General features: G+C 71.6%; 34 protein-coding genes. 18 read left to right on the forward strand and 16 right to left on the reverse strand.

All coding sequences use genetic code 11. From position 1 onward, the window contains the following. Window positions 1–77: 77 nt before the first annotated feature. The 3 genes from ACQP2F_RS43085 to ACQP2F_RS43095 all read left to right on the forward strand — a co-directional run bounded on the left by ACQP2F_RS43085 (window position 78) and on the right by ACQP2F_RS43095 (window position 2,248). Window positions 78–701 carry a 5-formyltetrahydrofolate cyclo-ligase gene (locus tag ACQP2F_RS43085; protein ID WP_433298304.1) on the forward strand — a complete coding sequence of 208 codons (624 nt, stop codon included), beginning with the start codon at window positions 78–80 and terminating at the stop codon, window positions 699–701. 68 nt (window positions 702–769) lie between these two features. After that, on the forward strand, window positions 770–1,141 hold the full coding sequence (locus ACQP2F_RS43090) for an FmdB family zinc ribbon protein (protein WP_433298306.1): 372 nt from the start codon (window positions 770–772) through the stop codon (window positions 1,139–1,141). Between the two features lie 633 nt (window positions 1,142–1,774). Further along, window positions 1,775–2,248, forward strand: a complete 474-nt coding sequence (locus ACQP2F_RS43095) for a hypothetical protein (protein WP_433298308.1) — start codon at window positions 1,775–1,777, stop codon at window positions 2,246–2,248. A 204-nt stretch (window positions 2,249–2,452) separates the two neighbouring features. Here the strand turns inward: ACQP2F_RS43095 and ACQP2F_RS43100 are convergent, their stop codons facing one another. Next, on the reverse strand, window positions 2,453–2,632 hold the full coding sequence (locus tag ACQP2F_RS43100) for a hypothetical protein (RefSeq protein ID WP_433298310.1): 180 nt from the start codon (window positions 2,630–2,632) through the stop codon (window positions 2,453–2,455). 64 nt (window positions 2,633–2,696) lie between these two features. Here ACQP2F_RS43100 and ACQP2F_RS43105 point away from each other — a divergent pair, with 64 nt between their 5' ends. After that, entirely contained in the window at window positions 2,697–3,023 is a 327-nt protein-coding gene (locus tag ACQP2F_RS43105) for a translation initiation factor 2 (RefSeq protein ID WP_433298312.1), read from the forward strand. A gap of 112 nt (window positions 3,024–3,135) precedes the next feature. Here ACQP2F_RS43105 and ACQP2F_RS43110 read toward each other — a convergent pair whose 3' ends face one another. Next, window positions 3,136–3,606: a DUF2231 domain-containing protein gene (locus ACQP2F_RS43110; RefSeq protein ID WP_433298314.1), complete on the reverse strand. Its 471-nt coding sequence runs from the start codon at window positions 3,604–3,606 to the stop codon at window positions 3,136–3,138. 194 nt (window positions 3,607–3,800) lie between these two features. Between ACQP2F_RS43110 and ACQP2F_RS43115 the strand changes: the two genes are divergently transcribed. Together ACQP2F_RS43115 and ACQP2F_RS43120 are read left to right on the forward strand one after the other, a co-directional pair. Continuing rightward, window positions 3,801–4,226 carry a Fur family transcriptional regulator gene (locus tag ACQP2F_RS43115; protein WP_433298316.1) on the forward strand — a complete coding sequence of 142 codons (426 nt, stop codon included), beginning with the start codon at window positions 3,801–3,803 and terminating at the stop codon, window positions 4,224–4,226. Window positions 4,227–4,293: 67 nt separating this feature from the next. Next, on the forward strand, window positions 4,294–5,154 hold the full coding sequence (locus tag ACQP2F_RS43120; protein WP_433298318.1) for an oxygenase MpaB family protein: 861 nt from the start codon (window positions 4,294–4,296) through the stop codon (window positions 5,152–5,154). A 148-nt stretch (window positions 5,155–5,302) separates the two neighbouring features. On the opposite strand, the gene ACQP2F_RS43125 is transcribed toward ACQP2F_RS43120, so the two are convergent. From ACQP2F_RS43125 to ACQP2F_RS43155, 7 genes are all read right to left on the reverse strand, one after another. Then, a complete protein-coding gene (locus ACQP2F_RS43125) occupies window positions 5,303–6,115 on the reverse strand; it encodes a RecB family exonuclease (RefSeq protein ID WP_433307851.1) in 813 nt (270 codons plus the stop codon). 87 nt (window positions 6,116–6,202) lie between these two features. Then, window positions 6,203–6,814, reverse strand: coding sequence for a MarC family protein (locus tag ACQP2F_RS43130; RefSeq protein WP_433298320.1), 612 nt, complete (start codon window positions 6,812–6,814; stop codon window positions 6,203–6,205). Between the two features lie 52 nt (window positions 6,815–6,866). Beyond that, window positions 6,867–7,721 carry a PHP domain-containing protein gene (locus ACQP2F_RS43135; protein ID WP_433298322.1) on the reverse strand — a complete coding sequence of 285 codons (855 nt, stop codon included), beginning with the start codon at window positions 7,719–7,721 and terminating at the stop codon, window positions 6,867–6,869. Between the two features lie 70 nt (window positions 7,722–7,791). Next, window positions 7,792–8,637 (reverse strand): PH domain-containing protein, encoded by an 846-nt coding sequence (locus ACQP2F_RS43140; RefSeq protein ID WP_433298324.1) that lies wholly within the window; start codon window positions 8,635–8,637, stop codon window positions 7,792–7,794. Between the two features lie 9 nt (window positions 8,638–8,646). Then, window positions 8,647–8,805 (reverse strand): hypothetical protein, encoded by a 159-nt coding sequence (locus tag ACQP2F_RS43145; RefSeq protein WP_203725175.1) that lies wholly within the window; start codon window positions 8,803–8,805, stop codon window positions 8,647–8,649. A 128-nt stretch (window positions 8,806–8,933) separates the two neighbouring features. Then, the gene (locus ACQP2F_RS43150; protein ID WP_433298327.1) at window positions 8,934–9,551 is read right to left on the reverse strand and encodes a DUF6758 family protein; all 618 of its coding nucleotides are present in this window, start codon (window positions 9,549–9,551) and stop codon (window positions 8,934–8,936) included. Between the two features lie 126 nt (window positions 9,552–9,677). Continuing rightward, complete coding sequence (locus ACQP2F_RS43155; RefSeq protein WP_433298329.1) at window positions 9,678–10,310, reverse strand: TrmH family RNA methyltransferase; 633 nt, start codon at window positions 10,308–10,310, stop codon at window positions 9,678–9,680. A gap of 449 nt (window positions 10,311–10,759) precedes the next feature. Here ACQP2F_RS43155 and trxA point away from each other — a divergent pair, with 449 nt between their 5' ends. The 5 genes from trxA to ACQP2F_RS43180 all read left to right on the forward strand — a co-directional run bounded on the left by trxA (window position 10,760) and on the right by ACQP2F_RS43180 (window position 14,287). Further along, a complete protein-coding gene (trxA, locus tag ACQP2F_RS43160; protein WP_433298331.1) occupies window positions 10,760–11,122 on the forward strand; it encodes a thioredoxin in 363 nt (120 codons plus the stop codon). A 94-nt stretch (window positions 11,123–11,216) separates the two neighbouring features. Continuing rightward, a complete protein-coding gene (locus ACQP2F_RS43165) occupies window positions 11,217–11,366 on the forward strand; it encodes a hypothetical protein (protein ID WP_433298333.1) in 150 nt (49 codons plus the stop codon). A 45-nt stretch (window positions 11,367–11,411) separates the two neighbouring features. Then, window positions 11,412–13,181, forward strand: coding sequence for an intein-containing Rv2578c family radical SAM protein (locus ACQP2F_RS43170; RefSeq protein ID WP_433307853.1), 1,770 nt, complete (start codon window positions 11,412–11,414; stop codon window positions 13,179–13,181). A 27-nt stretch (window positions 13,182–13,208) separates the two neighbouring features. Continuing rightward, window positions 13,209–13,616, forward strand: coding sequence for a CoA-binding protein (locus ACQP2F_RS43175; RefSeq protein ID WP_433298335.1), 408 nt, complete (start codon window positions 13,209–13,211; stop codon window positions 13,614–13,616). A gap of 107 nt (window positions 13,617–13,723) precedes the next feature. Next, the gene (locus ACQP2F_RS43180) at window positions 13,724–14,287 is read left to right on the forward strand and encodes a DUF4190 domain-containing protein (RefSeq protein ID WP_433298337.1); all 564 of its coding nucleotides are present in this window, start codon (window positions 13,724–13,726) and stop codon (window positions 14,285–14,287) included. Window positions 14,288–14,327: 40 nt separating this feature from the next. Here the strand turns inward: ACQP2F_RS43180 and ACQP2F_RS43185 are convergent, their stop codons facing one another. Further along, a complete protein-coding gene (locus ACQP2F_RS43185) occupies window positions 14,328–15,239 on the reverse strand; it encodes an SDR family NAD(P)-dependent oxidoreductase (RefSeq protein ID WP_433298339.1) in 912 nt (303 codons plus the stop codon). Between the two features lie 107 nt (window positions 15,240–15,346). Between ACQP2F_RS43185 and ACQP2F_RS43190 the strand changes: the two genes are divergently transcribed. Beyond that, the gene (locus tag ACQP2F_RS43190; RefSeq protein ID WP_433298341.1) at window positions 15,347–15,709 is read left to right on the forward strand and encodes a DUF4190 domain-containing protein; all 363 of its coding nucleotides are present in this window, start codon (window positions 15,347–15,349) and stop codon (window positions 15,707–15,709) included. A gap of 2 nt (window positions 15,710–15,711) precedes the next feature. Here ACQP2F_RS43190 and ACQP2F_RS43195 read toward each other — a convergent pair whose 3' ends face one another. Continuing rightward, a complete protein-coding gene (locus tag ACQP2F_RS43195) occupies window positions 15,712–16,368 on the reverse strand; it encodes a hypothetical protein (protein ID WP_433298343.1) in 657 nt (218 codons plus the stop codon). A gap of 130 nt (window positions 16,369–16,498) precedes the next feature. Then, window positions 16,499–17,422: a DMT family transporter gene (locus tag ACQP2F_RS43200; protein ID WP_433298345.1), complete on the reverse strand. Its 924-nt coding sequence runs from the start codon at window positions 17,420–17,422 to the stop codon at window positions 16,499–16,501. 135 nt (window positions 17,423–17,557) lie between these two features. Between ACQP2F_RS43200 and ACQP2F_RS43205 the strand changes: the two genes are divergently transcribed. Together ACQP2F_RS43205 and ACQP2F_RS43210 are read left to right on the forward strand one after the other, a co-directional pair. Continuing rightward, window positions 17,558–18,274 (forward strand): HAD family hydrolase, encoded by a 717-nt coding sequence (locus tag ACQP2F_RS43205; protein ID WP_433298347.1) that lies wholly within the window; start codon window positions 17,558–17,560, stop codon window positions 18,272–18,274. Window positions 18,275–18,330: 56 nt separating this feature from the next. Beyond that, complete coding sequence (locus tag ACQP2F_RS43210; RefSeq protein ID WP_433298349.1) at window positions 18,331–18,825, forward strand: hypothetical protein; 495 nt, start codon at window positions 18,331–18,333, stop codon at window positions 18,823–18,825. 16 nt (window positions 18,826–18,841) lie between these two features. Here ACQP2F_RS43210 and ACQP2F_RS43215 read toward each other — a convergent pair whose 3' ends face one another. Beyond that, window positions 18,842–19,702, reverse strand: coding sequence for a PhzF family phenazine biosynthesis protein (locus ACQP2F_RS43215; protein ID WP_433298351.1), 861 nt, complete (start codon window positions 19,700–19,702; stop codon window positions 18,842–18,844). Window positions 19,703–19,735: 33 nt separating this feature from the next. Between ACQP2F_RS43215 and ACQP2F_RS43220 the strand changes: the two genes are divergently transcribed. Genes ACQP2F_RS43220 through ACQP2F_RS43230 form a run of 3 tightly spaced genes read left to right on the forward strand, consistent with a single transcriptional unit; the run spans window position 19,736 to window position 22,719 of the window. After that, window positions 19,736–21,025: a magnesium transporter MgtE N-terminal domain-containing protein gene (locus tag ACQP2F_RS43220; protein ID WP_433307855.1), complete on the forward strand. Its 1,290-nt coding sequence runs from the start codon at window positions 19,736–19,738 to the stop codon at window positions 21,023–21,025. Further along, window positions 21,022–21,549 carry a DUF1003 domain-containing protein gene (locus ACQP2F_RS43225; RefSeq protein WP_433298353.1) on the forward strand — a complete coding sequence of 176 codons (528 nt, stop codon included), beginning with the start codon at window positions 21,022–21,024 and terminating at the stop codon, window positions 21,547–21,549. Before ACQP2F_RS43220 ends, ACQP2F_RS43225 begins: the two co-directional genes overlap by 4 nt. Before the next feature lie 21 nt (window positions 21,550–21,570). Next, window positions 21,571–22,719 (forward strand): Mrp/NBP35 family ATP-binding protein, encoded by a 1,149-nt coding sequence (locus ACQP2F_RS43230; RefSeq protein WP_433298355.1) that lies wholly within the window; start codon window positions 21,571–21,573, stop codon window positions 22,717–22,719. Window positions 22,720–22,723: 4 nt separating this feature from the next. Here the strand turns inward: ACQP2F_RS43230 and ACQP2F_RS43235 are convergent, their stop codons facing one another. Continuing rightward, window positions 22,724–23,143, reverse strand: coding sequence for a preprotein translocase subunit TatB (locus tag ACQP2F_RS43235; protein WP_433298357.1), 420 nt, complete (start codon window positions 23,141–23,143; stop codon window positions 22,724–22,726). Between the two features lie 50 nt (window positions 23,144–23,193). Beyond that, on the reverse strand, window positions 23,194–24,471 hold the full coding sequence (locus ACQP2F_RS43240; protein WP_433298359.1) for a S1C family serine protease: 1,278 nt from the start codon (window positions 24,469–24,471) through the stop codon (window positions 23,194–23,196). A gap of 260 nt (window positions 24,472–24,731) precedes the next feature. Here ACQP2F_RS43240 and ACQP2F_RS43245 point away from each other — a divergent pair, with 260 nt between their 5' ends. Beyond that, window positions 24,732–25,340, forward strand: a complete 609-nt coding sequence (locus ACQP2F_RS43245; protein WP_433298361.1) for an O-methyltransferase — start codon at window positions 24,732–24,734, stop codon at window positions 25,338–25,340. On the opposite strand, the gene ACQP2F_RS43250 is transcribed toward ACQP2F_RS43245, so the two are convergent. Then, window positions 25,330–26,739: a leucyl aminopeptidase family protein gene (locus tag ACQP2F_RS43250; protein ID WP_433298363.1), complete on the reverse strand. Its 1,410-nt coding sequence runs from the start codon at window positions 26,737–26,739 to the stop codon at window positions 25,330–25,332. The genes ACQP2F_RS43245 and ACQP2F_RS43250 overlap by 11 nt on opposite strands. Between the last annotated feature and the right edge of the window lie 27 nt (window positions 26,740–26,766).

Below are 26,766 nucleotides of genomic sequence, written 5' to 3' on the forward strand. Positions count from 1 at the left end.
CCTCCCGGGAGTGGCCCTCTTTGGAGCGATGCTGACATAGTGTGCGCCGTTTGCCGCTTTTTGAAAGGGGGTGTTGCATGCCCGATTTAACCGGTGACGAAGAACGATCACGAGCAGCCAAGATCGCGCTGCGCAGTCGTCTGATCACCGCACGACGCGCCCTCTCGCCCGAGGACCGCCTGGTCGCCGCCGCGCGCCTTCAAGATCAAATTCTTGCGCTCGTACGCCGTGAGCACCCCGCCGTGATCGCGGCCTACGTCCCGATCGGGCCCGAACCCGGCGGGTCGACGCTGCCCTCGTTCCTCGCGGCCCACGCCGAGGTGCTGCTTCCCGTGCTGCTGCCCTCGGGCGACCTCGACTGGGCCGTTTACTTCCCGTTGACGCTCGCCCCCGGGCCTCGAGGCCTGCTCGAGCCCGGCGGCCCCCGGCTGGGCGTCACGGCCGTCACCGCGGCCTCGCTGGTGCTGGTGCCGGCCCTGGCCGTCGACCGGCGCGGGATGCGCATGGGCCGCGGCGGCGGCTCCTACGACCGGGTGCTGGCCCGCCTGCCCTTCCCCGAGCCCCCGCTGACGGTCGCGCTCCTGCACGACGGCGAGCTGATCGACGCGGTGCCGGCCGAGCCGCACGACCGCCCGGTGCACGGTTGGATCACACCGAGTGGTGGCTTGACCCTCAACCGCGCTGCCGAGTGGACGAAATGACCTCCGATGGCGCAACATTGGCACTCGGAGTTGGCGAGTGCCAGCAGCCGACACATTCCGGAGGAGCCGTGCCCACCTATCAGTACGCCTGCACCGAGTGCGGTCACCAGCTCGAGGCGGTTCAGTCGTTCTCCGACCCGGCGCTCACCGAGTGCCCGAACTGTCACGGCAAGCTGCGCAAGGTCTTCAACTCGGTAGGCATCGTCTTCAAGGGCTCCGGCTTCTACCGCAACGACTCCCGCTCGGGCGCCGTGAGCGCCGAGAAGTCGAACGGTGCGGAGGCGTCCACGAAGTCCGAGGCGTCATCCTCGAAGTCCGACTCCTCGTCGTCGACTTCCACGTCGTCCTCGTCGTCGTCTTCGTCCGCGTCCCCGTCGTCTTCGTCGTCGTCCTCGACGTCGTCGTCATCCTCCGGGGCCAAGGCCGCCGCGACCTCCTGAGGCGCGACGCGGGGCCCTTTGCTCTGCTCACCCATACGCGCGGCCGCGCGGCGTCACGCAGCTCTGCTGACCCATACGCGCGGCCCGCGGCGTCACGCAGCTCTGCTCACACATACGCGCGGCCCCGCGGCGTGGCCCAGCTCTGCTCACCCATACGCGCGGCGCGCTGTGCCACCGGCCCGGCGCGTTTCGCATTTCCGCAGCCCCGCTCGTTATCCACAAGCCCAGCGGCCGTCCACAGACCCGCAGCGAGCGATCTCCCCCTCGCCCTAACCTCTGCCCCCGGTGCCTCGACCACGGCGCCGACGGCAGACCGGGAGGGCACGAACGATGGACGTCACCCACCGCACCCACCGCACCAGTTCGGTGCCGCCACCGCCAACGCCGCCACCCGCGCCGTTCCGGTCGCCACCTGCCCCGTCACCACCGGCCGCGCCTTTCCGGTCGGCGCAGTCCCCCTCACCACCCGCCGCGCCGTTCCGGTCGGCGCAGTCCCCCTCACCACCCGCCGCGCCGTTCCGGTCGCCACCGGCCGCGCCTTTCCTGTCACCACCGGCCCCGTCACCACCGCTTCCGCCGCACACCGCGCGCAGGACCGCACGCCGCGACCGCAATGACGGACGCCTCGATCCTGTGCGCCGGCGCCGTCCGGCCCGCGGCACGCTGCTTCGCCTGGTTGCGGTCCTGGCCCTGCTAGCTCTCGCCGCCTTCGCGTCGTGGTCGCCTCCACGCTCCTGCGAGAAGCCCGGCGTAGCGGCCGGCGTGGCGTCCGACGCTCCGAAGCCATCACCCTCCGCCGCCACGCCACGCACCTCGGCGATCCCGATGCCGGCCGCCGTGCCAGCCGGCCGCGTCGGGGTACCGATCCGCCTGGCCGACCCGACCGCCCTGGCGTTGGTGCGCCCCGGCAACCACGTGGACCTTCTCCGAGTGGACGAGTCCACCGGCCAGACCACACCCGTAGCCGCGACCGCCGAGGTCCTCCAAGTCACCGGCGCCGCCGACCCCACCTCCGGCGCCCTGCTTCTGGCCCTGTCCCCGGCCGAGGCCAACCGCGCCGTAGCCATCCCCGGCCACGGTTTCGCAATCCTGATCCGCCCGGACTGACGGCCACCGACCGACGCACCCAGCCTCAGCGGCGCGGCTCCAGGTAGGGCGGCGCGGCCCGGCTCCGGCGGCGCAGCCCGCTCCGGCGACGCGGCCCGGCTCCGGCGGCACAGCCCGGCCGCAGCGGCACAGCCCGGCCCCAGCGGCACAGCCCGGCCCCAGCGGCACAGCCCGGCCGCGGCGGCGCGGCTCCGGCGTGGCGGATCAGCCCCAGTGGGGCGGCCGGTCCTCCCAGAGCCGCTCGTCGTTGGTGTCGCCGCGCTCGCCCCAGCCGCGCTCGGTGTCGTCACGGGTCTGGTCGGGCAGGATAGCCGCCTCTTCCGACTCGAAGTCGACCTCGCGTTCGGCGTCGTTGTCGCGCTCAGGCTCATCCAGGATGTCCACGGGTACGAGGGTAGGCCCGCGCCGCTGCGGCCGTCTTCCCCCTCCGGCTGTACCGTCGGTGAACGTGAGCTCCCCCACCGGCGTCCCGGACGACGCGTACTGGCAGCGCCCCGACCCCGCGGCGGCCTCACCCGCGCCGCCCGGCCCCGCGCCCGAGCCGGCCGCCGGTCCCGACTACCAGGGGCCGCCGCGGACGAGCCCGCCCCCGCCGAGCTGGCGGCCGCCCACGATCGCCCAGCCACCGGCCCCGCGCACGCTCCCGGCCCAGGACATGGACGCCCTCGACGACGCCGAGGGCTCGGCGCGCACGGTGACCTACGGCATCGGGCTGGTCGCGGGCGCGATAGCCGTCATCCTGATGTGCCTGCTCTGCGCCCGGGCCATCTTCTGACCTGCGGCGCCTGACCTACGGTCGTTCCGAACGCCTGCCGGGCAGCAAAACAGCGCGCTGTCCCCGGCCAGCGCGCCGCACTCGATCGCGCCGGCCCGCGGCGCGGGGGTCTCTAGTACTGGCCCCAGACCGCGGTCGCGCCCGAGTCGCCGGTGCGGTAGACGTAGTAGCCGCTGATCAGGGCGAGCACGACCGCGGCGCCCGCGAGCACCCATTGGACGATCTTCGGCGACGCGTCCGGGCGGCGGGTCAGGAGCACGAGCGCGATGCTGACCAGGCCGAGCACCAGCGTGAACCAGAAGGTCATCGTGCCGAAGTGCATGTGGTCGTCGAGGATCTCCTTGCCCTTGCCCTTCAGCCCCTGGCCGATCAGGCGGTCGTAGAGCTTCTCGCCGGACTCCTTGGCGACGAACGTGCAGACGGGGGCGATGATGCCCAGCAGCAGGACGGCCCAGCCGATCTTCGGCCGCCACCGGCCGACGAGCGCGTAGACGATGGCGCCCAAGGCCAGCAGCGGTACGAAGACGACCGCGGCGTGCAGCACGAGGGCATGCACGGGCAGGCCGTTGATCTGGTCGAACAAGACGCCTCCTCGATCATGGAACAGGACCGCCAGCTTAGAAGTATCTGACGGCGCAAGCATCCGCTGTGTGCGCTTACGCCCGGGACGTTGTTCCGGTTCACCGCTCGGTCGATCGGCCGGAAAACCACGGGCGGCGGGCCGCGTACGAGGGCCGGGTGTTGGGGTTTGGGCCGGTCACGTGCTGTCATGGACGGATGTCTACCGGCGAAGATCTTCTGCGTGAGCATGGCCTGCGGGTCACCCGGCCGCGGCTTGCCGTGCTGGAGATCCTCACCGAGGGTGGCCACCTCGAGGTCGAGGACATCGCCCGTCGCGCCCGCGGCCGGCTCGACTCGGTCTCGACTCAGGCGGTCTACGACGTGCTCGGCGCGCTCTCCCGGGCCGGTCTCGCCCGCCGCATCGAGCCGGCCGGCAGTCCCGCCCGCTTCGAGGCCCGGGTCGGCGACAACCATCACCACATCGTCTGCCGGGGCTGCGGCGCGATCGCCGACGTCGACTGCGCGGTCGGCGAGCGACCGTGCCTCGCGCCCGGCGATCTGCACGGGTTCGAGGTCGACGAGGCCGAGGTCACGTTCTGGGGCCTGTGCCCCGACTGCCAGGCACGCCGCCGCGCCGACTGAGACCCCGAGGGTTCACGTTTTCTGAACGAGTTCAACTTTTCCGGTTTTCCGTGGCAACCTGGATCGCATGAGTGGGGACGTGGGGCTGTTCGGACCGGAGTCGGTGACCTGGCGACTGCATGCGGAGCCGATTCTCCTGCTGGGCGGACTGCGCTCGCTCTACCTTCAGGCCCTGCACCCGCGGGCCGTGGCCGCCGTCGCGCAGAACTCCCACTACCGGGACGATCCGTGGGGTCGCCTGATCCGCACCTCGAACTACGTGGGCACGGTCGTCTACGGGACCACCGACGAGGTGGCCGCCGCCGCGCGCCGGGTGCGCCGCATGCACGCCCGCATGACGGCCCGCGATCCGCGCACCGGCGAGACCTTCCGGATCGACGAGCCGGAGCTGCTGCGCTGGGTGCACGTGGCCGAGGTCGAGTCGTTCCTGACCACGGCCGTACGCGCCGGGGTCCGTCTGACGCCCGAGCAGATCGACGGCTACTACACCGAGCAACTGCAGGCGGCCGAGCTGATGGGCCTCGACCCGGCCACCGTCCCGGCCAGCGCCGCCGAGGTGACAGCCTACTACGAGCGGATGCAGCCCCAGCTGAGCCTGACCAAGGACAGCGTCGAGACCGCGATGTTCCTGACCGTCCCGCCGGTCCCGCAGAACTGGGGAAGCCGGGCGCTGCGCCTGGGCCTCACCCTCGGCCCGACGCGCTGGGCATACACCGGGATCGCCGCCACGGCCATCGCGATGCTCCCGCCGTGGGCGCGGCGCCTCTACGGCGGCACCGGCTGGCCCACCACCGACCTGACCGCCGACCTCTCGGCGCGCGGCCTGCGGCTGCTGCTCTCCACGGTGCTGGCGACGGTCCCGCGCAGCCTCCGCGTGGCCCCGATCCGCGAGGCCGCCCTGGCCCGGGTGGCCGCCGCCCGCGCGTGATCGGCCGGCCACGCGCGCACAGGTGAGCAGAGCAAAGGGGCGCGGACAGGCGCGGCCGGCCGCGGCCGCGCGCAGGGGTAAGCAGAGCGGCCGCGCGCAGGGGTAAGCAGAGCCCCCGCGCGCACGGGTAAGCAGAGCGAAGGCGCGGTCAAGCACCCAGGTGCGCCACCGCCGCCCACGGCTCCTTGGCCGGCGTCTCCTGGCCGGCCGGGCAGACCTTGCGGAAGTCGCACCAACCGCAGAGCGACCCCGGATTGACCGGGAACTCGGCGTCGGCGTCGGCCCCGCCTGCGACCGCCTTCTCGGCGGCCATGATGTCCTGCGCCGTCTCCTCGGCGCGCCGCACCTGGCGGGCCAGCGACTCGTCGGTGTGCTCGTGCGCGGCCACCGTGCCGGTCGGCAGGTGGTGCAGCTCGACCTTGTGGCAGGGGCGGCGGAACACGCGCTGCGCCGCCCAGGCGTAGAGCGCCAGCGCCTGGGAGCCGCGGGCGTCGTCGGCGTCGAGGCCGGAGCGGCCGGTCTTGTAGTCGACGATCACGGCCTCGCCGTCGCGGCCGTCGATGCGGTCGGCACGGCCGTTGAACGCGAGCACCGAGGTCTTGGTGGCGACGACCCGCTCCACGCCCAGCGGCTCGTCGGCCGGGTCGAGCCCCGCCACGTACGTCTCGAGCCAGCCCAGCGCCGACCGGTAGCTGGCCCGTTCCTGATCAACGTCGCGGTAGCCCTCACGCACCCAGGTCGGGCGCAACAGGCTCGGCAGCACACCGGGCGCACGACGGTCGGCGGGCAACGCGTACCAGTTCTTGAGCGCCGTGTGGACGCTCGCACCCAGCGAGTTGTGCGCCCAGGGCGGGCCCTTGGGTGGCGTCGGGCGGTCGACGTAGGAATAGCGGTAGCGCCGTGGACAGTCCAGATATGTCCCCAGCTTGCTCGGCGTGCAGACGAACAACCGCTCGGGCATGCCGTCGAAGCCGAGCTGCTCGGGAACCGCCTTGCGGGAGCTGGTGAGGGCCACGAGACAATCCTGCCAGCACCCCCCGACAAAAACTCAGGCCGTGTAGAGCTTCACGAACGAGTCGATCGCGTCGGCGATCAGCTGCACCGCGATGGCCGCCAGCAACAGGCCGGCGATGCGGGTCAGCACCTCGATGCCGGCCGGCCGGAGCAGCTTGACGATCACGCCGGAGAAGCGCAGCACCAGCCAGACGGTGAGCATGACCAGCACGATGCCGATGGCGATCACGGCGTAGTCGCTGAAGCCGTCCGCCCTACGCACGAACAGCATGGTGGCCACGATCGCGCCCGGGCCGGCCAGCAGCGGCGTGCCGATCGGCACCAGCGCCACGTTGCTGGTGCCACCCTGTTCCTCGGGCTCGTCCGCCTTGCCGGTGAGCAGCTGCAACGCGACCAGCACGAGCAGCAGGCCGCCGGCGCCCTGCAGGGCCGGCAGCTGGACGTGCAGGTAGTCGAGCAGCGTCTGCCCGGCGACCGCGAACCCGACGATCACGCCGAGGGCCAGCAGCACCGCCTGGGTGCCGGCCTTCATCCGCGCGCGGGACGACATCGTGCCGGTGAGCGCGAGGAAGACCGGCACCATGCCGGGCGGGTCCACGATCACCAGCAGGGTCACGAAGACCTCGCCGAGGAACTTGATATTCACCCGATCAAGGTAGGGTGCGCGGCCGCGTTCATGCGGGCCGGTGCGTCAAGGGTCACCCGAGGACCGGAACTCCGGAGGCGGCGGCGGCGATTTTCTCGTACGACTCGAAGGCCGTCGTGAACGCACCGAGCTGGACGGTCTTGTGCGTACCGTGGAAGTCGGAAGATCCGGTGACCACCAGCCCGAGATCCTCGGCCAGTGCCCGGACATGCGCACGCTCGGCCGGCGAATGATCCTCGTGGTCCGCCTCGAGTCCGAACAGGCCGGCGTCGGCGAGATCGGCGATCAGCTGATCGGGCACCACCCGCCCCCGCACCGTCGCCCGCGGATGCGCGAAGACCGCCACCCCACCGGCGGCACGCACGGCTCGCACGGCCTCGAAAACATCAAGATCGGTCTTGGGTACGAAGTAACGCGCCCCGAGCCACTGCGATGCGAACGCCTCATCGGTCGTCCGGACCAGGCCGGCCCGGATCAACGCCTGCGCGATGTGCGGCCGGCCGACCGAGCCGCCGGCGGCGTAGTCGCGTACCTCGTCCCAGGTGATCGGCACCCCGTCGGCCCGCAGCTTCCCGACGATCTTCTCGGCCCGCTGTTCCCGGTCGATCCGGAGGGTGGCCAGGTCACCGGCGAGACGCGGCTCGGCCGGGTCGAAGAGATAGGCCAGCAGGTGGAGCGCGATCGGCCACTCGGCGCCGCCGAACCACCGGCAGGACAGCTCGGCGCCGCGCACCAGCTTGAGCCCCTCGGGCCGGGCCGCGGCCGCCTCGGCCCAGCCCCCGGTGGTGTCGTGATCGGTGATCGCCATGATGTCGAGACCGGCGGCCGCCCCCGCGGTGACCAGTTGCGCGGGGGTGAGGGTGCCGTCGCTGGCGGTCGAATGGCAGTGCAGGTCGATTCTGGTCACCCGAAAACGCTACCCACCGGCCGCCACGGTCGGCCGCACGGATCCGAGATCCCTCCGTCACAGGAAAGGATCAGGCGTCGTCGCCGTCGCCGTCCTTGCCCAGCCGTGCCTCGACCGCCTGCGGCTCGTACATCTCCTCGACCACGCGCAGGTAGAGCTCGTTCGGGTTGGGCAGGTGCTTGACCTCGCGCAGAGCCTGGTCCTGACCGGCCGACTCGAGCACGAACGTGCCGTAGTTGAGGGTGCGGCCGAGCGCGGACTGCTCGTACTTCATGTCGGTGACCCGCAGCAGCGGCATCATGGCCACCCGCCGGGTGATGATCCCGTTGACCACCATCACCCGTTTGTTGGTCAGGATGAACCGGTCGAAGTACCAGTCGAAGACCCGCCAGGCGACCCAGCCGATCACGCCGAGCCAGACCAGCACGGCCACCGTGACCAGGCCGTCGACGTGCTGGCGGGTCAGGAACCCGGCGAGGTAGCCGAGCACCAGCGTGGCCCCGGCGCCGATCAGCAGCGGGACCGACAGGTGGATCCAGTGCCGCTTCCACTCGCCGCGGTAGCGCTCGGTCGGGAAGAGGTAGCGCGCGACGAGGGTGGTCGGCTCGTCCTCGAGGGGCAGCACCCGGCGCGGGCTGCCGCCGCCCTCGGGCCCCAGGCCGGCCAGCTCCTCCTCGGTGAAGTCGGGCCGCTCGTACTCACCGGGGTCGGTGGCGTAGCCCGCGTCCCCGCTGTAGCCGGCGTCGGGGTTGAACCCGGCGTCCGGCGAGAAGCCGGGACCGTCCGAATAGGCGCCGCGGGCGTAGCCGGGACCGGGATCGTAAGCCGGGTCGTCGAACCCGAAGCTGTCATCGTCGTCCCGAGGGCGCCCAGCACCCTCGCCTCGAGGCTCGTGCGGCTCAGCTGGACCACCCATGTGGTGATGCTAAGCGACGAGGTTCGTGAAGAACTGGCCGAAGCCCCGGGCAATATCGGCGATCGTTCCTCCGAGGGAGGAGAACACATCGGCCGCCGAGTTCGGGTTGAAGGCGATGAAAAAGATCAAGAACGCGATACCAAGCCAGGTGAGAACCTTCTTGATCATGGCGGGCCTTCTCCTGTGGGTGCGGGTGACGGTCAGCGCCGGCAACACTGACGGTATCAGCTTCGTCGCTCCGTGTGAACAATGTGACCGAAAAGCCGATACCGCATCCGCAGGTCAGGGCCCAACTTCTATGCCCTTCCGTGCAGGTACGGCGACGGCGCTCCGTACACGAGCTCGGGCGGCACCCCCTCGGAGAGGTCGTGCAGAACGACGTGCTCCGCGAGAAAGTAACCCGCGCTTGCCGGCCACGCTACCGCATAGAGCCACATTCCTTTGGCCTCACTCACGTACGCGCTTCTGTCCTCCGGGGACTTGACGCACCACAGTGGAGTGGGGTGCCCGGCCGCCTTGATCTTGGCATGCGGGCCCGGATGTCCACTGGAGTCGGCGAGAGCCTCGGCGATCAGATATCCGGGGTCGATGCCCGGAATCCCGGCGAACCGAGTGCCCAGCCCGACCCCCGGCTGCTCGGCGATCAGCACCACATCGGCCGGACCGCCACCCAGGGGCTCGGGCCCGCTGCACGAGATGGCACTCGCGCGTACGCCCAACCGGTCGTCACCCGCCCAGCCGACACCGGTCACCATCCAGCCCGCCGGCAGCGGCCACGGGCACCAGAACGGCACCTTGGCCGACTGGGGCGTGCGGTGCCGCAGCATGCTCTCGACGATCTCGCCGTTGATGTGCTCGGCCACGTGGAACGGGGGCACGTCACCACAGTTGTCGCAACGCCAGTCACTGTGCATCAGATCCGGCTTCCGGACCTGCGCACCGCACCTGGGGCAACTCACCGTGACACCCACGCATCTACGGTGCGGGTCCGGGAAGCACCCGTCAAGCGGATCCGAAGAACCCGGACGTATTCGGAAGATTCACTCGGGCGGGGGTCCCGCGTGCGCGCGCACCCAGGCGTGCATCGCGATGCCGCTGGCGACGCCCGCGTTTATCGATCGGGTCGAGCCGTACTGGGCGATCGAGAACAACTGGCCGCACGCGGCGCGCGCCTCGGCCGAGAGGCCCGGGCCCTCCTGACCGAAGAGCAGGACGCAGCGGCGGGGCAGCGTGGTGGTCTCCATCGGCCGCGAGCCGGGCAGGTTGTCGATCCCGATCACCTCCAGGCCGCTCGCGTCGGCCCAGGCGACGAAGTCACCGATGGTCGGATGGTGCCGGACGTGCTGGTAACGATCGGTGACCATCGCGCCCCGCCGGTTCCACTTCCGCAGCCCGACGATGTGCACCTCGGCGGCCAGGAACGCGTTGGCGTTGCGCACCACGGTGCCGATGTTGAAGTCGTGCTGCCAGTTCTCGATCGCGACGTGGAAGTCGTGCCGGCGCCGGTCGAGATCGGCGACGACGGCCTCGCGGCTCCAGTACCGGTAGCGGTCGACGACGTTGCGGCGGTCGCCGTTGGCGAGCAGCTCGGGATCGTAATGCGCCTCGGTGGGCCACTCGCCCGGCCACGGGCCGACGCCGACCTCGGTGGACTGGTCCTCACCGGCAATCATGGGCGGTTACGCTACCGAGCGACGACGGCCGGCCGGCAAGCGGAGACGCAATGAGCGGCGGGGCCCTCCCCGGCACCCGCCGCCCACGCTCTGTTGGGAAGAAGTCTGCCTTACCGTCCGTATCGATGTGAAGGACTTTCAAAGGTGAGCCAAATCACAATTAACTTTGTTTCCTATTACCGTCGGTTCGGATATTGGGCCTGGCGGGCGGCGGTCTGACCGCACGAGAGCCGCGATGTCGCGGTATCTCGCCGTAAAACGGGCGTCACAACTTGCTGCGGAACTGAGAGCGCTCTCCCTACTTATCGTTACGATGGGTGGCCTGAGGTGAACATTGAGTTCCGAAATCGTGCCGCACGACACGTGTCGTCCGCCCGCGAGCGGGAATGGCACAAGGGGACGATGGGTTTGAACGCACGCAAGCCAATTTTCCCGTGGACGGAGACATCATGGCGACGGTTGCCCTGACCGCTGAGAACTTCGACGAGGTCACCGGTAAGGACGGCATCGTCCTGGTCGACTTCTGGGCCAGCTGGTGCGGCCCCTGTGTCCGCTTCGCGCCGACCTACGAGCGGTCCTCCGAGAAGCACACGAACATCACCTTCGGCAAGGTCGACACCGAGGCCGAGCAGGCGCTCGCCGCCAAGTTCGACATCCGGTCGATCCCGACGATCATGGCCGTCCGCGACGGCGTCATCGTCTTCTCGCAGCCGGGCGCCCTCCCCGAGTCGGCGCTCGAGAACCTGATCGAGCAGGTCGAGAAGCTCGACATGGACGACGTGCGCAAGCAGCTCGCCGCGCACAGCCACTGATCCACCGCCTTCGCACGGCCCGCGGACCACTCGGCCCGCGGGCCGTCGGCGTTTCACTGGCGCCCGCGATCGAACATGTGTTCTAATCGCTGCCATGCGATGGTCCAACCTGTCGGCTCCCCACGACGGCGACTCGCTCCTGGACAGGGCGGCGCCGGCGGCTCCACCCCTGCCGCTGGCGCTGCCCGGGGCTACCGTCCGCACCTTCGACACGCCCGGCTTCGCCGGGATGACGTACTACTAGATCCGGGCGAAAAGCCTGATCAACCGGGTGCCCGGCCAGTCGCGCGTGCCGTTCCAGTGGACCATCAACCCCTACCGCGGCTGCTCGCACGCCTGCTCGTACTGCCTGGCCGGCGACACCCCGATCCTGATGGCCGACGGGTCCACCCGTCCGCTCGCGGAGCTGCGCCCGGGCGACGCCATCATGGGCACGATGGGCGCCGGTCCCTGCCGGCGGTACGTGCCGACCACGGTGCTCGACCACTGGAGCACGACCAAGCCCGCGTTCCGGGTCACCCTGGCCGACGGCACCCGGCTGGTGGCCAGCGGCGACCACCGGTTCCTCACCGATCGCGGCTGGCGGCACGTCAGCCCGGCCGAGCCGCACCAGCCGGCGCTCGCGGTGGGCGACGTGATGCTCGGCGTCGGCCACTTCGCCGAGCCGCCCAAGGAGTCCCCCGACTACCAGGCCGGCTTCCTGTGCGGCCTGATCCGTGGTGACGCGTCGCTGAGCCGCCCCTCCCCCGTGGGCGGCCGCACCGCGCGCGAGGGCGACGCCTGGATCCGCGCCGACGGCTACCTGGAAGACATGCCGCTGCACGAGGCGCTGCGCTGGCCCGAGCAGCCCACCCCCGGCTGGCACCGGGGCTTCCTGGCCGGCGCGTTCGGCGCCACCGGCCGGGCCGACCGGCTCGCCATCACGTTCACCAGCGGCGACCAGCTCTTCCTGAGCCGGGTCACCGATGCGCTCACCCGGCTCGGCCTGCCCAGCCGTGCGCCGGCGCGCACCCGGCCCGGCGTCGCGGGCACCGTCGAGATCGACCGCGACCTGTGGGCGGCGCTGCGGTTCCGCCACCTCACCGGCATCGACGGCGCGCCGCTCGACGCCTCCGGGGTCGGCGTGCGGGGCAGCCGTGAGCTCGCCGTGGCCGACATCGAAGACCTCGGGCTCACCCTTCCGCTCTTCGACATCACGACCGGCACGAGCGACTTCATCGCCGACGGCGTGGTGAGCCACAACTGCTTCGCCCGCCACACCCACACCTATCTCGACCTCGACTCCGGCCACGACTTCGACACCAAGGTCGTCGTCAAGGTCAACGCCGGCGAGCTGATCCGCCGCGAGCTGGCCGCGCCCAAGTGGTCGGGCGCGGCGATCGCGATGGGCACCAATGTCGACGTCTATCAGCGGGCCGAGGGGCGCTACCGCCTGATGCCCGAGATCCTTTCGGCGCTGCGCGACCACGCCAACCCGTTCTCGATCCTGACCAAGGGCACGCTGATCCTGCGCGACCTCGAGCTGCTGAAGCAGGCGGCCGAGGTGACCCGGGTCGGGCTGGCGGTCTCGGTCGGCTTCGTCGACGAGACGATCTGGCGCTCGGTCGAGTCCGGCACGCCCAGCCCTCGGCGCCGGCTCGACGTGGTGCGCCGGCTGACCGACGCCGGCTTCCCGGTGGCCGTGCTGATGGCCCCGATCCTGCCCGGCCTCACCGACACCGACGAATCCATCGAGGAGACGGTCGCCGCCATCGCCGCGGCCGGCGCGGCGAGCGTCAGCCCGATACCGCTGCATCTGCGCCGGGGAGCCAAGGAGTGGTACGCGTCGTGGCTGACCCGCACCCACCCGGCGCTCGCCCCGCGCTACCGGGAGCTCTACGGCGACGGGTCCTACCTTCCGGAGACCTACCAGCAGGAGATCGGCGCCCGGGTGCGGATGGCCGCCCGGCGGCACGGCCTGCACCGGCCCGACCCGGTCCAGGCGCGCGACGTGGGCGGCGACGGCGGCGAGGAGCGGGAGGTGGCGCCGGCGGCAGCGCGGCAGCTCACACTCCTGTGACCTCGGCGCGTGACTAGAGTCGATGTCATGAGGAGCGCACAGCAGATCCTGGCGGAGGCCAACGTCATCGCCGTGGTCGGGGCCTCGCGAGATCCGTTCAAGTCCGCCCACACCGTCCCGCTCCAGATGCTTCGTCACGGCTGGCGGATCATTCCCGTCAACCCGTACGCCGACCAGGTGTTCGGCGTCAAAGCGGTGCCGACGCTGGCCGACATCGACGAGCCCGTCGACCTGGTCGACATCTTCCGCCCGGCTCGCGACGCGCTCGACGTGGTCCGGCAGGCCATCGCGATCAAGGCGCCCGCCGTGTGGCTGCAGAGCGGCATCGTCTCGGCCCCGGCACGGCGGCTGGCCGAGGAGGCCGGCATCGACTACGTGGAAGACCGCTGCCTCGCCGTCGAGCGCGCCGTCGGCCGGCTGACCAAGCTGTCTTGAGAACGGCGAAATTCAGTCCGATTCCGGTCGCTTACCGAGATCGGGTCCGCCTGTCGTGTTCTCCCGTTCGCTGGGGCTAGTACGGTGCCGGGAAACAAGGAGGACCAATGTCGTATCCGACGTCCGGCGGAACGCCGGATCCATATCAGCCCCAGCAGCCTTACGGGCAGCAGCAGCCGTACGATCCGACCACGCCCTACCCGCCGGCGCCCGACCCGGCGCAGCCGTCGAGCGGCCAGCCCTACGGCACGCCGTCGAGCGGCCAGCCGGCCTACGGGGCGCCCTCGAGCGGCCAGCCCTACGGCGCGCCGTCCAGCGGCCAGCCCTACGGCCCGCCGTCGAGCGGCCAGCCGGCGTACGGGCAGCCCCCGCAGGCGTACGGGCAGCAGCCCTACGGCGCGTATCCCCAGCAGGGCTACACGCCGGTCCCGACCACGAACACGATGGCGATCCTGGCGCTGGTGTTCGCGTTCATCTTCGCGCCGGTCGCGATCGTGCTCGGCCACCTGTCCAAGAAGCAGATCCGGCAGACCGGCGAGCAGGGCGAGGGCCTGGCCACGGCCGGCCTGTGGCTCGGCTACATCTTCACCGGCCTCGGCGTGCTCGTCTGCGCCTTCTACGTGATCGTGATCATCTGGGCCGCGACCAGCGGCAACTCGACCACGTACTGATCGGGAACGGCCGGCCGGGGACAACCGGCCGGCCGGCCGGTCAGCGGAACTCGGCCTCGCGCACGCTGTTGCCGCCGTCGACAACCAGCATCTGGCCGGTGATGTACGACGCGGCCGGCGAGCAGAGGAAGGCGATCGCCGCGGCGACCTCGTCGGGCGTCCCGGGGCGGCCGATCGGCGTACCCAATCCCTGCTTGATCTCGGTGACCGTGGACGCGGCCGTGTAGATGGTCCCCGGCGCCACGCAGTTCACGTTCACCCCGTCGGCGACCAGCTCCATCGCGAGCGCCCTGGTCAGGCCGACCACGCCCGCCTTCGCCGCCGCGTAGGCCGCCTCGGTCGGCAGCGCGTTCACCGGGCCGGCCGTCGCGGCCAGGTTCACGATCCGGCCCCAACCGCCCTCGGCCATCGCACCCTGGAACGCCCGGCTGCAGAGGAACGCCGTGCTCAGGTTGCGGTCGATCTCGGACTTCCACTCGTCGTAGGTCAGCTGGGCGACCGGGCGCAGCACCTCGGGCGAGGCCCGGCTGGCCAGGCCCGCGTTGTTGACCAGCACCTCGACGTCGCCGAGCTGGTCGGTGATGGCGTCGGCGAGCGCACCGACCTCGGCCTCGTCGGTCAGGTCGGCGACGAAGCCGGTGACGCCGAGCTCGGCGGCCCGCTCGTGGATGCGGCGGGTGGTGGACACGATCGCCACCCGGGCGCCCAGGTCACGCAGGCGACGGGCGGTCGCGTACCCGATGCCGTCCGGGCTGCCGGCCCCGGTGACCAGCGCCACCTTGCCGTCGAGACGGAGAGTCACGGGTGCCTCCTCGGGGTCCGACGCCTCCACCGGCGCATCGGTCAGTTCGGGAGTCTCGGGCGCGGTGGCACGCGGCCGGCGACCGGCCGCGGGTCGGGTGGCGTCGCGCCGGGAACGGCTTCCGCTGGCTGAGCGGGCGTCGAAGACCATGCGGCGATCCTGCCGCGTCCCATGGTCCAGGGCAAACATCGCACCCCCGTGGCGTACGGGACCCGGCTGTTTAGAGTGTCTTCGCCGAATACGCCACCGGAGGCGAGATGACCTACCCGTACCAGCCGCCCCCGCCGGACGACCAACCGCCCGGCGCGTACTACCACCAGCAGCCGATTTACCCGTACGGCTTCGCGGCGCCCCGGCAGACCGACGGCCTCGCGATTGCGTCGCTGGTGGTCTCGTGCGCCGCGGTGCTGGGCCTCTGCGCGTACGGGATTGGCGGCCTGCTCGGCGTCGTCGGCGCCGGCCTGGGTCACGCGGCCCGCCGGCGCATCGCCCGAAACGGCTCGGACGGCGCGGGCATGGCCCTGGCCGGCATCATCGTCGGCTGGATCGCGGCCGGCATCGCGGCCATCGCCATCACCGGAATCATCGTCCTGATCGCGATGGACCCGCATTTCTCCTGAGCTCAGATGCCCGGCGGCGGCGCCACCCGGCTGGTCTCGGCCGGCAGCGGCCGAACCGGGTCGGCCGAGACGATGATCAGCGGGGCGCGGGCGCCGTACCGCGCCACCAGCGCCGGGCGGGCCCGGCCCACATCGCGTACGCCAATCTCGATCCCGCTGCCGTCGTGGCGGGCGCCGACGCTCACGATGCCGACGCCCTCGTGGTTCCAATAGGGCAGGTCAGCCAGCACGCGATCGTGCCAGACGGCCAGCTCCGCGGTCGAGTGGACGGCGTCGCGCACCTGCACGCACATGTCCTCGGCGGTCTTGCGGATGAAGTCGTCGAACGGCGTCGACGGCACCCGGTAGACGATCGCCAGCACGTGCTCCTGGTCGACCTCGAGGCCGGCGAAGCTGTCCCGGAACTCGGCCCGCCCGGCCTGGTCGATGCGGCTCATCACCGCGTCGAGCTTGGGCGGCGTGACCGGCACCCGGGCGCCACCGACCGTGACGTGCTCGGGAATGCGGGGCACGGCGCAACCGGCGGTGCTCCAGCCGCCGGCCACCGCGGGCGAGTCGACGTCCTCGGCGTCACCGGGGTCGAGGCATCCACCGATCACGAGGACCACCCCGAGCCCGAGCGCCAGCGCCGGGCCGATCCGAAATCGATCGCGGTACATCGCATTCCCCCTCTCTACCCGCCACCCCGGGGACCGCCAAACGCGATGCCCCGTCGGCTCAACGAGCGACACCCGGCCAAGACAGGGCAAACCGGGCGACTAAGCGGAGGTGGATCAATGCGGAGGTGGATCAATCGGTGAGGACGGGATCGACCACCGGCCGGTTGGCTCGCGTCGCGCCGAGGATGACGACCGCCACCCCGGCCAGCAGAAGCACCAACCCGGGCAGGGCGGCCGTGCGCGGCTGCTGCCCGAGCCACACCCAGGCCAGCAGCGCGGCTCCCGGCACCTCCAGGAGGATCAGCACGCTGACCGTCGTCGCCGAGGTGTGCTGCAGGGCGTAATTGAACATCGAATGCCCCAGCAGCTGGGCGCCAACAACCAACGCCAAGATCGCGGCCCACGTACGCCCGTCGTAGCCGGCCAGATCGATGCGGCCGGCCAGACAGACCACCAGCAGGATCGCGGCGCAGGTGCCATAACAGATCCAGGTGTACGTCGTCGTGCTGAGCGTGGCCCGCGCCCGCTCGCCGAGTGCGGTGTAGACGGCGGCCGCCATCGCGCCCAGCAGCGCCAGCACGTCGGCCAGCACCGCCCGGCCGGAGACGCCCACGTCCGCGCCCGTGGCCCAGGCCGCCCCCGCCACCGCCAGCCCGATACCGCACCACCCGGCGGCCGAGGGCCGTCGCCCCTGCGCGGCCGCGATCAGTCCCTGCCAGACCGGCTGGGTCGCGACCAGCGCCGTGGCCGTCGCCACCGAGCCCAGCTGGACGCTCGGCATCCAGGTCGCGAAGTGGGCGGCCAGCGCGACCCCGGCCAGCACGCAGAAGATCAGGCTCCGGCGGCCGGCCGCGGTCAGCTCGCCCCGGCGCCAGCCGAGCGTCACCGGCGTGAGCGCCACGGCGGCCAAACCGTTGCGCCAGAACGCGATGGCCAGCGCGGGAGCGGCCGCGAAGGCGATCAGCGGGGCCGATGACGAGACGGCCAGGACGGCGACGGCGAGCGCAATGACCGTCGTGAATCCAGGCCGTTGGTGCGGTGAGCGCGTATTCATCCCCGGCCGTCGCTTCTTGCAGAGTTGCAAAGCATGTTTATTGATCACTATTGAACGGAAAGTGACGTCCCGACTACAGTCGTCGCGTCATCCTGACCTTTTTGAACCACCCGATGCCCGGGAGGCTGGTTTACCGTGTCCGCGTACCGTGCGGTCGTCTTTGACTTTTTTGGCACCCTGACCCGCGCGGTCCAACGGGGACCACAACACGCCGAGATCGCCCGGGCGCTCGGGGCGGACCCCGAGGCCGTGCGCGGCGTGCTCGACCGCACCTTCCGAGCCCGGGCCCGGGGCCGGTACGGCTCCGCGGAGGCCACCCTACGGTGGGTCATCGAGCAGGCCGGCGGCCGCCCCCGCCCGTCCCAGGTGCGTGCGCTGGTGCCGGCCCGGATCAACGCTCTCAGGGCCGACACCAAGCTGCGCGCGGACGCGGTGAGCGCCCTGACCGCCCTCCGCCGGCGCGGCCTGAGGACCGCGGTGATCAGCGACTGCACCCACGAGCTGCCGGCCTTCCTGCCACAACTCCCGGTCGCGCCGCTGCTGGATTCGACGATCTACTCCGTACGCCTGGGTGTGTGCAAGCCCGATCCCCGCATCTACCTGGCGGCGTGCGAGGAGCTGGGCGTCACGCCGGCCGAGTGCCTCTACGTCGGTGACGGCGGCAGCAACGAGCTGACCGGCGCGGGCGCCGTGGGGATGACTCCGGTGCGGCTGGTCGCCCCCGATCTGGCCCATCACCTCGTCTACGACGCCGACACGAACTTCGCCGGGCGCACGGTGCGGTCGCTCACCGAGGTCGTCAGCCTCATCGACCACAGCCAGATCGCGCCGACCGCCGTGGCTTCCCGCTGACGCCGGCTCCCGCCGCCTGCCGATGGCGGCGGGTCCGGCCGTGCGAGGATGTCGCGGTGACGTCTGCGGTCTTGGATGAGGCGCTCAAGAAGGCGGCCGTGGCCTGGGTCTCCGTCGGGGACGGTCCGGCCCTCGGGATCTGGTGCATGCCGCTCGAGGGCTCGCTGATCGTGGTGAGCGGTCCCGGGGAGCAGTACGCGCCGGGCCTGGCCGACGCCTCCCGGGCCACCGTCCGCCTGCGCGGCGACAACGGCGGGCTGATCGTGGTCAGCGACGTGGCCGTGACCCGCCTGGTCCCCGGGTCCGAGGAGTGGGCCACCGTCGCGCCGCAGTTGGCGCAGAAGCGGCTGAACGCCTCCGGCACCGCGGACGAGGTGGTTGCCCGCTGGGCCGAGACGGGTTGCGCTGTGGTTCGGCTCACGCCGTCCGAGCAGGATGTGACGACCGCACCGGACCTGCCGGCCGACTCGGGTGCCGCGGCGCCGCGGGAGACCCCGGCTCGCATCGAGACCCGCCGCCCGTACCGGCTGCACCGCGTCCGGAAGAATTGAGGCGGGCGAAAGCGCCTCAGCCGATGAAGGGCGGAACGGCGATCTCGCCCCGGGCGATCGGGCATACCTGCCCGCTGACGGTCGCCACGGTAGCCATCCCGGCCTCGGCGGTGACCGTGCACTCGAGCAGGGACGGTCGCTTCATCTCGATGCCCTGGTGGACGCGGTAGGACGAATCGCCGTCGGGTGGGAGCCACCCCGCGGCGACCAGCCATACGCCGAGACCGAGGGCGGCCGAACCGGTGGCCGGATCCTCGGGGACGGCGGCGCCGGGGCAGAAGACGCGGGCGTGCGCCTCCGAACCGGACCACGCGAAGACGCACAACTCGGTGACGCCCAGCTTCTCCGCGGCCGGCAGGTCGATTCTGACGTCGGCCAGCTCCTCCCGCCGTACGGGCAGGAACACCCAGCTCAAGCCGCACCCAGCGGGACGTGGGGCAGCGAGCGCGTCGGTCTCCGTCAGGCCCGCCATCGCCAGCAGCGGCGCCGGATCGAGCGGCTCGCCCAGCGTCGGAGTGCCGCCGGTCAGCGTCGCCGAGCCCGAGTCGCGAACGTCGATCGGCAGCAGGCCGGCCCCGCACTCCTGCACCACCCGGCCCGCGGGAAAGAGGCCGCGGCGCATCGAGGTCACCGCCGCGCCGACGCTGGGGTGACCGGCGAACGGCAGCTCACCCTCGGGAGTGAAGATGCGGGCGCGGTAGGTCGCCTCGGCCGTCGGCGGGAGCACGAAGACCGTCTCGGCCAGGTTGAACTCGCGGGCCAGGGTATGCATCTGATCGGCGGCCAGGTCCTCGGCGCCGTAGACGACCGCCAGCGGATTGCCGGCGAAGGGACGGTCGGTGAACACGTCGACGATCTCGTACGCCACTCCTGACATGTCCGGACCCTAACCTAGTCTGGAGCCGTGACCATGGGGACGAGGATTTATCTGGCCCGGCTTGCCGGGCTGGGCGTGTTCGATCCCAATGGGGACCGGGTGGGCCGGGTCCGCGACGCCGTCGTGCGGCTGCGCACCACGAACCGTCCCCCGCAGATCGTCGGCCTGGTCGCCGAGATGGCGTTGCGCCGGCGCATCTTCCTGCCGATCGGGCGGATCACCTCGATGGACGCCGAGGCGGTCGTGCTCGCCACCGGCACGCTCAACCTGCGCCGGTTCGAGAAGCGGCCGAACGAGCTGCTGCTGGTCGAGGACCTGCTCGACCGCCGGGTCACGGTGATGCCGGAGGGCGGCGACGGCCCGGGCACCCAGGGCGTGGTCGTCGACATCGGCATGGAGCTCAACCGGAACAACGAGTGGCTGGTCACCCGCGTCGCCGTGCGTGAGCACACCGGACGGCTGGGGCGGCGGGGGCACGTCTACCAAGCGGAGTACGAGCGGGTCCGCAACCTGTTCGGCCCGACCGACACCCAGGGCACCGCCAGCCTGCTCGCGCTGCTCGAGCAGATGCGCCCGGCCGACATGGCGAACGCGTTGCAGGACCTGCCCGACGCCCGGCGCAACGAGGTCGCCGCGGCGCTGAGCGACCGGACGCTGGCCGACGTGCTCGAGGAGCTGCCCGAGCACGACCAGGTGGAGATTCTGGTACGCCTCGACCGGGAACGGGCCGCCGACGTGCTCGAGCGGATGGACCCGGACGACGCCGCCGACCTGCTGCACGAGCTGCCGAAGACCGAGCAGACCGTGCTGCTCGACCTGATGGAGCCGGAGGAGGCCGCCCCGGTCCGCCAGCTGATGAACTACCAGCAGGGCACCGCGGGCAGCGTGATGACCTCGGAGCCGGTGATCCTGACGCCGGACGCGACGGTCGCCGAGGCGCTGGCCCGCATCCGTGAGCCGGAGTTGTCGCCGGTGGTCGCCGCGCAGGTGTTCGTGGCCCGGGCGCCGTCGGCCACACCGACCGGCAAGTACCTCGGCATGGTCCATTTCCAGCGGCTGCTGCGCGAGCCGCCGGCGTCGATCCTGGGCGGCATCCTGGACAGCGATCTCGAGCCGCTGCGCCCGGAGGCCTCGCTCGCCGACGTCACCAAGCAGATGGCGACGTACGACCTGGTGGCCATGCCCGTGGTCGACAACGCGCACCGGCTGCTCGGCGCCGTGACCGTCGACGACGTGCTGGACCACTCGCTGCCTCCCGACTGGCGCGACCGGGACGCCCCGGCGAACGGACCGGACGTCGATGAGCAGCAGGTCGCCTCGTGACGAGCGAACCCCGGCGCGACCGCCTGGACCAGCCGGTCGAGCCCGGCCGCGTGCGCCTCCCCCGGTTCGATCCGGAGGCGTTCGGCCGCTGGTCGGAGGCGATCGCGCGGTACATGGGCACGGCGCAGTTCATCGTCTGGATGACGATCGTGATCGGGGCGTGGTTCGCCTGGAACACGTTGGCGCCGGCGTCACTGCGCTTCGACCCGTACACCTTCACGTTCCTGACCTTGATCTTGTCCTTGCAGGCGTCCTACGCGGCGCCGCTGATCCTGCTCGCGCAGAACCGGCAGGCCGACCGCGACCGGCTGGCCATGGAGGAGGACCGGCGGCGAGCGGCGATGCAGAAGGCCGACACCGAGTACCTGGCGCGCGAGATCGCCGCGCTGCGGATCGCGCTGGGTGAGGTCGCCACCCGCGACTTCCTGCGCTCGGAGCTGGCCCGGCTCGCCGACGAGCTGGACGAAGCGGCACACCGGCGGGAGAAGCGGGCGCGCTCGGAGTGGGACGAGGACCGGTCATGACCGGCGGGTAATCTCGAACTCATGTCCGCTCCTGCCCCCACCCTCGAGGAAGCGATCCAGGCCGCGCTGGCGACCGTGGACGATCCCGAGATCCGCCGCCCGATCACCGACCTCGGCATGGTCAAGGGCTTCACCGTCGCCAACGGCCAGGTCAAGGTCGAGCTGCTGCTCACCGTGGCCGGCTGCCCGCTGCGCGACAAGCTCAACGCGGACATCACCGCCGCGCTCACCAAGATCCCGGGGATCACCACGGTGAGCATCGACTTCGGCGTGATGTCCGAGGAGCAGCGCAAGGCGCTGCAGAGCACGCTGCGCGGGGGTTCCGCCGCTGCCGAGCCCGTCATCCCGTTCGCCCAACCGGGTTCGAGGACCAGGGTGTACGCGGTGGCCAGCGGCAAAGGTGGCGTCGGTAAATCGAGTGTGACCGTCAACCTGGCGGCCGCCCTGGCCAAGCGCGGGCTCTCGGTCGGCGTCATCGACGCGGACATCTACGGTCACTCGGTGCCCCGCATGCTGGGCGTCGAGGGCCGCCCGACCCGGGTCGAAGACATGATCATGCCGCCGCAGTCGCACGGCGTGAAGGTGATCTCGATCGGCATGTTCACGGCCGGCAACGCCGCGGTCGTCTGGCGCGGCCCGATGCTGCACCGCGCGCTGCAGCAGTTCCTGGCCGACGTCTACTGGGGCGACCTCGACGTGCTGCTGCTCGACCTGCCGCCGGGCACCGGCGACGTGGCGATCTCGCTGGCCCAGCTGCTGCCCAACGCGGAGATCCTGGTCGTGACGACGCCGCAGGCGGCCGCGGCCGAGGTGGCCGAGCGGGCGGGCGCGATCGCGTTGCAGACCCACCAGCGGCTCATCGGCGTGGTCGAGAACATGTCGTGGCTCGAGCTGCCGGACGGCTCCCGCATGGAGGTCTTCGGCGCCGGCGGCGGCCAGACCGTGGCCGACTCGCTGACCACGACGGTGGGCGCCTCGGTGCCGCTGCTCGGCCAGGTGCCGCTCGACACGCGGGTGCGCGAGGCCGGCGACGCCGGAACCCCGGTGGTGCTGGCCGAGCCGGAGGCCCCGGCGGCAAAGGCGCTGGACGCGGTGGCCGCGAGGCTGGCCGTGCGGCGCGACTCGCTGGTCGGCAAGCCGCTGGGCCTGATGGTGAACGCCAAGCGCTAGCGGCTCAGGTCGCGTCGAGGTCGAAGCTCTGGGCAGCGGGGCGCTTCTGCACCGCGCTGCCCGGGGTGCTCGTGCCCGAGTTCTTGATGTCGGCGGCGGCGGCGACTTCCGACAGATCCGACTTGACGCCGTTCAGGTCGTTCTTGACGTCGTCGAAGAGGCCCTGCAGCGGCTTGCGCAGCGCGTCCTCTTCCTCCTCGCTCAGGATGTGCTTCCGGATGAACGCCTTCGGATGCAGATCTTGCAGCTGGAGGTCGGTGCCGAGCTCCTTGTTGAGGTCGGACGTCGCGTTCTGCGCCATGGCGCGCAGGCCGCGCAGCATGCGCATGCCGTCGCCAATCACCTTGGGCAGGCGCTCACCGAAGATCAGCAGCGCGAGCAGCAGCAGCGCCCCGATCTCCCACCAGTTCAGGTTTTCGAACACGCGCCCAGCCTACGCACGCGATCGGCCGAACCGCACCCCCGCTTCGGCGGTCAATTGGCGTCGGCGACCAGCGTCACCGACGCGGTCTGGGTCTTGCTGCCGCGCCGGTACTCGACCGGGACCACCGAGCCGGGCGCGTACTTGCGGACCAGCGCGATCAGGTCGGTGCCGTCCTCGAGCAGGTGGTTGTCGAGCTTGGTGATCACGTCGTTGGCCTTGAGGCCGGCGGCCGCGGCCGGGCCGGACGGCTCGACCGAGCGCAACCGGGCGCCGGTCACCGTCCCGGTTCCGGTGGCCACTTCGGCGCCGATCACCGTACGGCGTGCTTTGCCGTGATCGATGATGTCGGTCGCGATGCGCTTGGCCTGGTTGATCGGGATCGCGAAGGCGAGGCCGATGTTGCCCGCCTCGGTCTCCGTGCCGCTGACCGACCGGATCACCGAGTTGACCCCGATGACCTGGCCGGCCGCGTTGACCAGCGGGCCGCCCGAGTTGCCCTGGTTGACCGCGGCGTCGGTCTGGATGGCCGCGTAGTAGCGCGTGGTGCCGCCCGGGTCGCCGGCCTGGATGGTGCGGTCGAGCGCGCTCACGATGCCGGCGGTCACCGTGTTGACCAGCGCCAGCGGCGAGCCGAACGCGAGCACCGGGTCACCGACCGCGATCGCGTCGGAGTTGCCCAGCGAGACTGGGGTGAGATTGGACTTCGCGACCTTGATCACAGCGATGTCGGACTCCGGGTCACGGCCGACCAGCGAGGCCTTGGCCGTCGACCCGTCGCTGAACGAGACCGACATGGTGTCGCCGGCGCCCTCGACGACGTGGTCGTTGGTGATCACGTAACCGCCGGCCGAGACCACGAAACCGGAGCCGATCGCCCCGGTGACCCGGACCGTCACGACGCTCGGCAGCACCTTCTTGGCGACGCCCGCGAGCGAGTCGGGCGGCCGGTTGACCGGGGCCGACGGGTCGGCCGCCGGCGGCTGGCCGAGCTGGGTCGAGCCGCCGGTGGCGAGGCCGCCGCGGACCGCGAAGACGAACCCGAGCGTGCCGCCCAGCCCACCCGCCAGCAGGGCCGTGACCAGGCAGATCAGCAGGATCGGGGTGAGCGAGCGACGGGGCTCGTCGGGGTTGACGACCGGCTCCGGCGCCGGACCGCCACCGGGCGGAGGCGGCGGCAGCAGCACGTGGCTCGGCGCGTAGGGGTCACGCCACGGGTCGGTCAGCGCGTCCGACCACCAGGGCGAGCCTTGTGACGGGCCACTCTGGCTGGGCATGGGCTGACCGGTGGCGGGCGGCTGAGCGGAGTGCGCGTTCCAGCCGTCGGTCACGTCGGTTGCCTCCCACTCGTGGTTCGCTCAGGAGCCCGGCTCCCCCTCCAGAATGACACGGATCTCGGGCCACGCCCGGCCCCGGCCCGTTTATCCCATCGACGGCCCACTGCATCCCGCGAGAGCATCGCTCTACTCTCATATCCGATGTACGCCAGTTCCGCACGTGCATCCCCCGTACTGCGGGGCCGGCCCGGAACCGCCCGGAGGTCGTCATCGTCCCGCCCGCACGTCCGATCGGCCCGCAGTCGGCCCAGTCCTTGCAGTTCGCCGAGGCGTACGCGAGCGAGGACATCGTGCTGCAGACCGCGCGCGGACTCGCACACGAGCTCGGCCTGGAGAGCGTCACCCCCGCCGCCGGGTCGGTGCTGCGCCTGCTGGCCGCCGCGGGCAACGCCAAGGCGGTGGTCGAGATCGGCACCGGAACCGGCGTGAGCGGCACCTGGCTGCTGCGCGGCATGCGGACCGACGGGGTGCTCACCACGATCGACGTGGAGAACGAGCACCAGCGGATCGCCCGGCGGATCTTCGTGGAGGCCGGGTTCGCCCCGTCCCGCACCCGGATCATCACCGGCCGGGCGCTGGACGTGCTGCCCCGGCTCGCCGACGGGGTCTACGACCTGGTCTTCGTGGACGCGGACGCGACCGAGTTCGGCGCCTGCGCGGAGGCGGCCCTGCGGCTGCTGCGCCCGGGCGGCGTGCTGGTGGTGAACGGCGCGATGGCGGGCGGGCGGATCAGCGACCCGGCCGCCCGCGACGTGGACACGCTGACGATCCGGGAGACGGTCCGGACGGTGCGCGAGGCCGAGGAGTGGATCCCGGCGGTCATCCCCTCCGGCGCGGGGTTGCTGGCCGCGGTCAAGCGCTGAGGGACTCCAAGTAGCGCACCAGCGTGCGGACTCCCCAGCCGGTCGCGCCCTTCGTCAGCTCCATCTCGCTGTCGTCGGCCCAGGCCGGCGCGGCCATGTCGATGTGCGCCCAGCGGTCGGCCTTCTCGCCGAGGAAGTCGCGCAGGTAGAGGGCGGCGACCACCGCGCCCGCGCCCAGTGCCGGCGAGCTGTGCCGGTCGGCGATGTCGCTGCGCAGGTACTCGCGGTAGTCGTCGGGCAACGGCAGCCGCCACATCTGCTCGCCGGCCCGGCGGCCGGCCTCGGCGAGCGCCTTCGCCAGCTCGTCGTCGTGGCTGAAGAGCGCGGCGGTACGGGTGCCGAGCGCCACCGTCTGCGAGCCGGTGAGCGTGGCGAGGTCGATGATCACGTCGGGGTCGAGCTCGGCGACGCAATAGCCGAGGGCGTCGGCCAGCACCAGGCGGCCCTCGGCGTCGGAGTTGGTGGACTCGCTGGTCGAGCCGTCGTAGTGGGTGATCACGTCGCCGGGGCGGTAGGCGTCGGCGCCGATCGCGTTCTCGGCCAGCGGCAGGACGGCGGTGACGCGTACCGGCAAATCGAGGTCGGCCGCCGCCAGCGTCGCCGCGGCCGCCGCGGCCGCACCGGCCATGTCGATCTTCATGATCTTCATGCCGGGACGGGTCTTGATCGAGATGCCGCCGGAGTCGAACGTGATGCCCTTGCCGACCAGCGCCACGTGCCGGCGCGCCGTCGACGGCTGCCACGTGAGCGAGACCAGGCAGGGCCGGTGCACCGAGCCGCCGCCGACCGCCCGCAGGCCGCCGAACCGCTCGAGCTCGGCGCCGCCGCGGACGCGGACCGTGACGCCCGCCCGTTTGGCCGAGACGCCGACGATCTCCTCGGCCAGCCAATCCGGGTTCTTCAGCGACGAGGGCGCGTTGGTCAGATCGCGGGCGAGCCAGGTGGCGCGCGCCGTCACCTCGGCGCGAGCGAGGCTTTCCGCGTACGGGCGAATGGCGTTGATCTGAAGATCGACCCCGGCCGTGCGTGGCTCCTCGCGGGCATCGCGATACCGATAGCCGCCCAGCCAGAGGCCTTCGGCCAGATCGCGCACCGCGTCGGCCGGCAGGTCGCCCAGGGTGATGCACAGCGGCTCGTCACCGGCGACCGCCCGGCTCACCGCCGCCCCGGCCGCACGCCAGCCGCCCGCGCCGGAGCCGACGCCGACGAGCACCACCTTCTCCGGCCGCCGCAGCGGGCGCGGGAGCAGGCGGACCTCGGCCGGCCCGATTCCCTCCGCCAGCGCCGCGGTTTCGGCCGCCACTTCGCCCTCGACGTGCGACAGTGAACGCGAGGTGGCGATCGGCACGACCATGGTCCGTTCGTCGTCGAGATGGGCGGTCAGTCTGATCGGAAACACGAGAGCGTGACCTTTCTCGAAGACGTG

The sequence above is a fragment of the Actinoplanes sp. CA-030573 genome (assembly GCF_050951115.1).
Classification (GTDB): Bacteria; Actinomycetota; Actinomycetes; order Mycobacteriales; family Micromonosporaceae; genus Actinoplanes.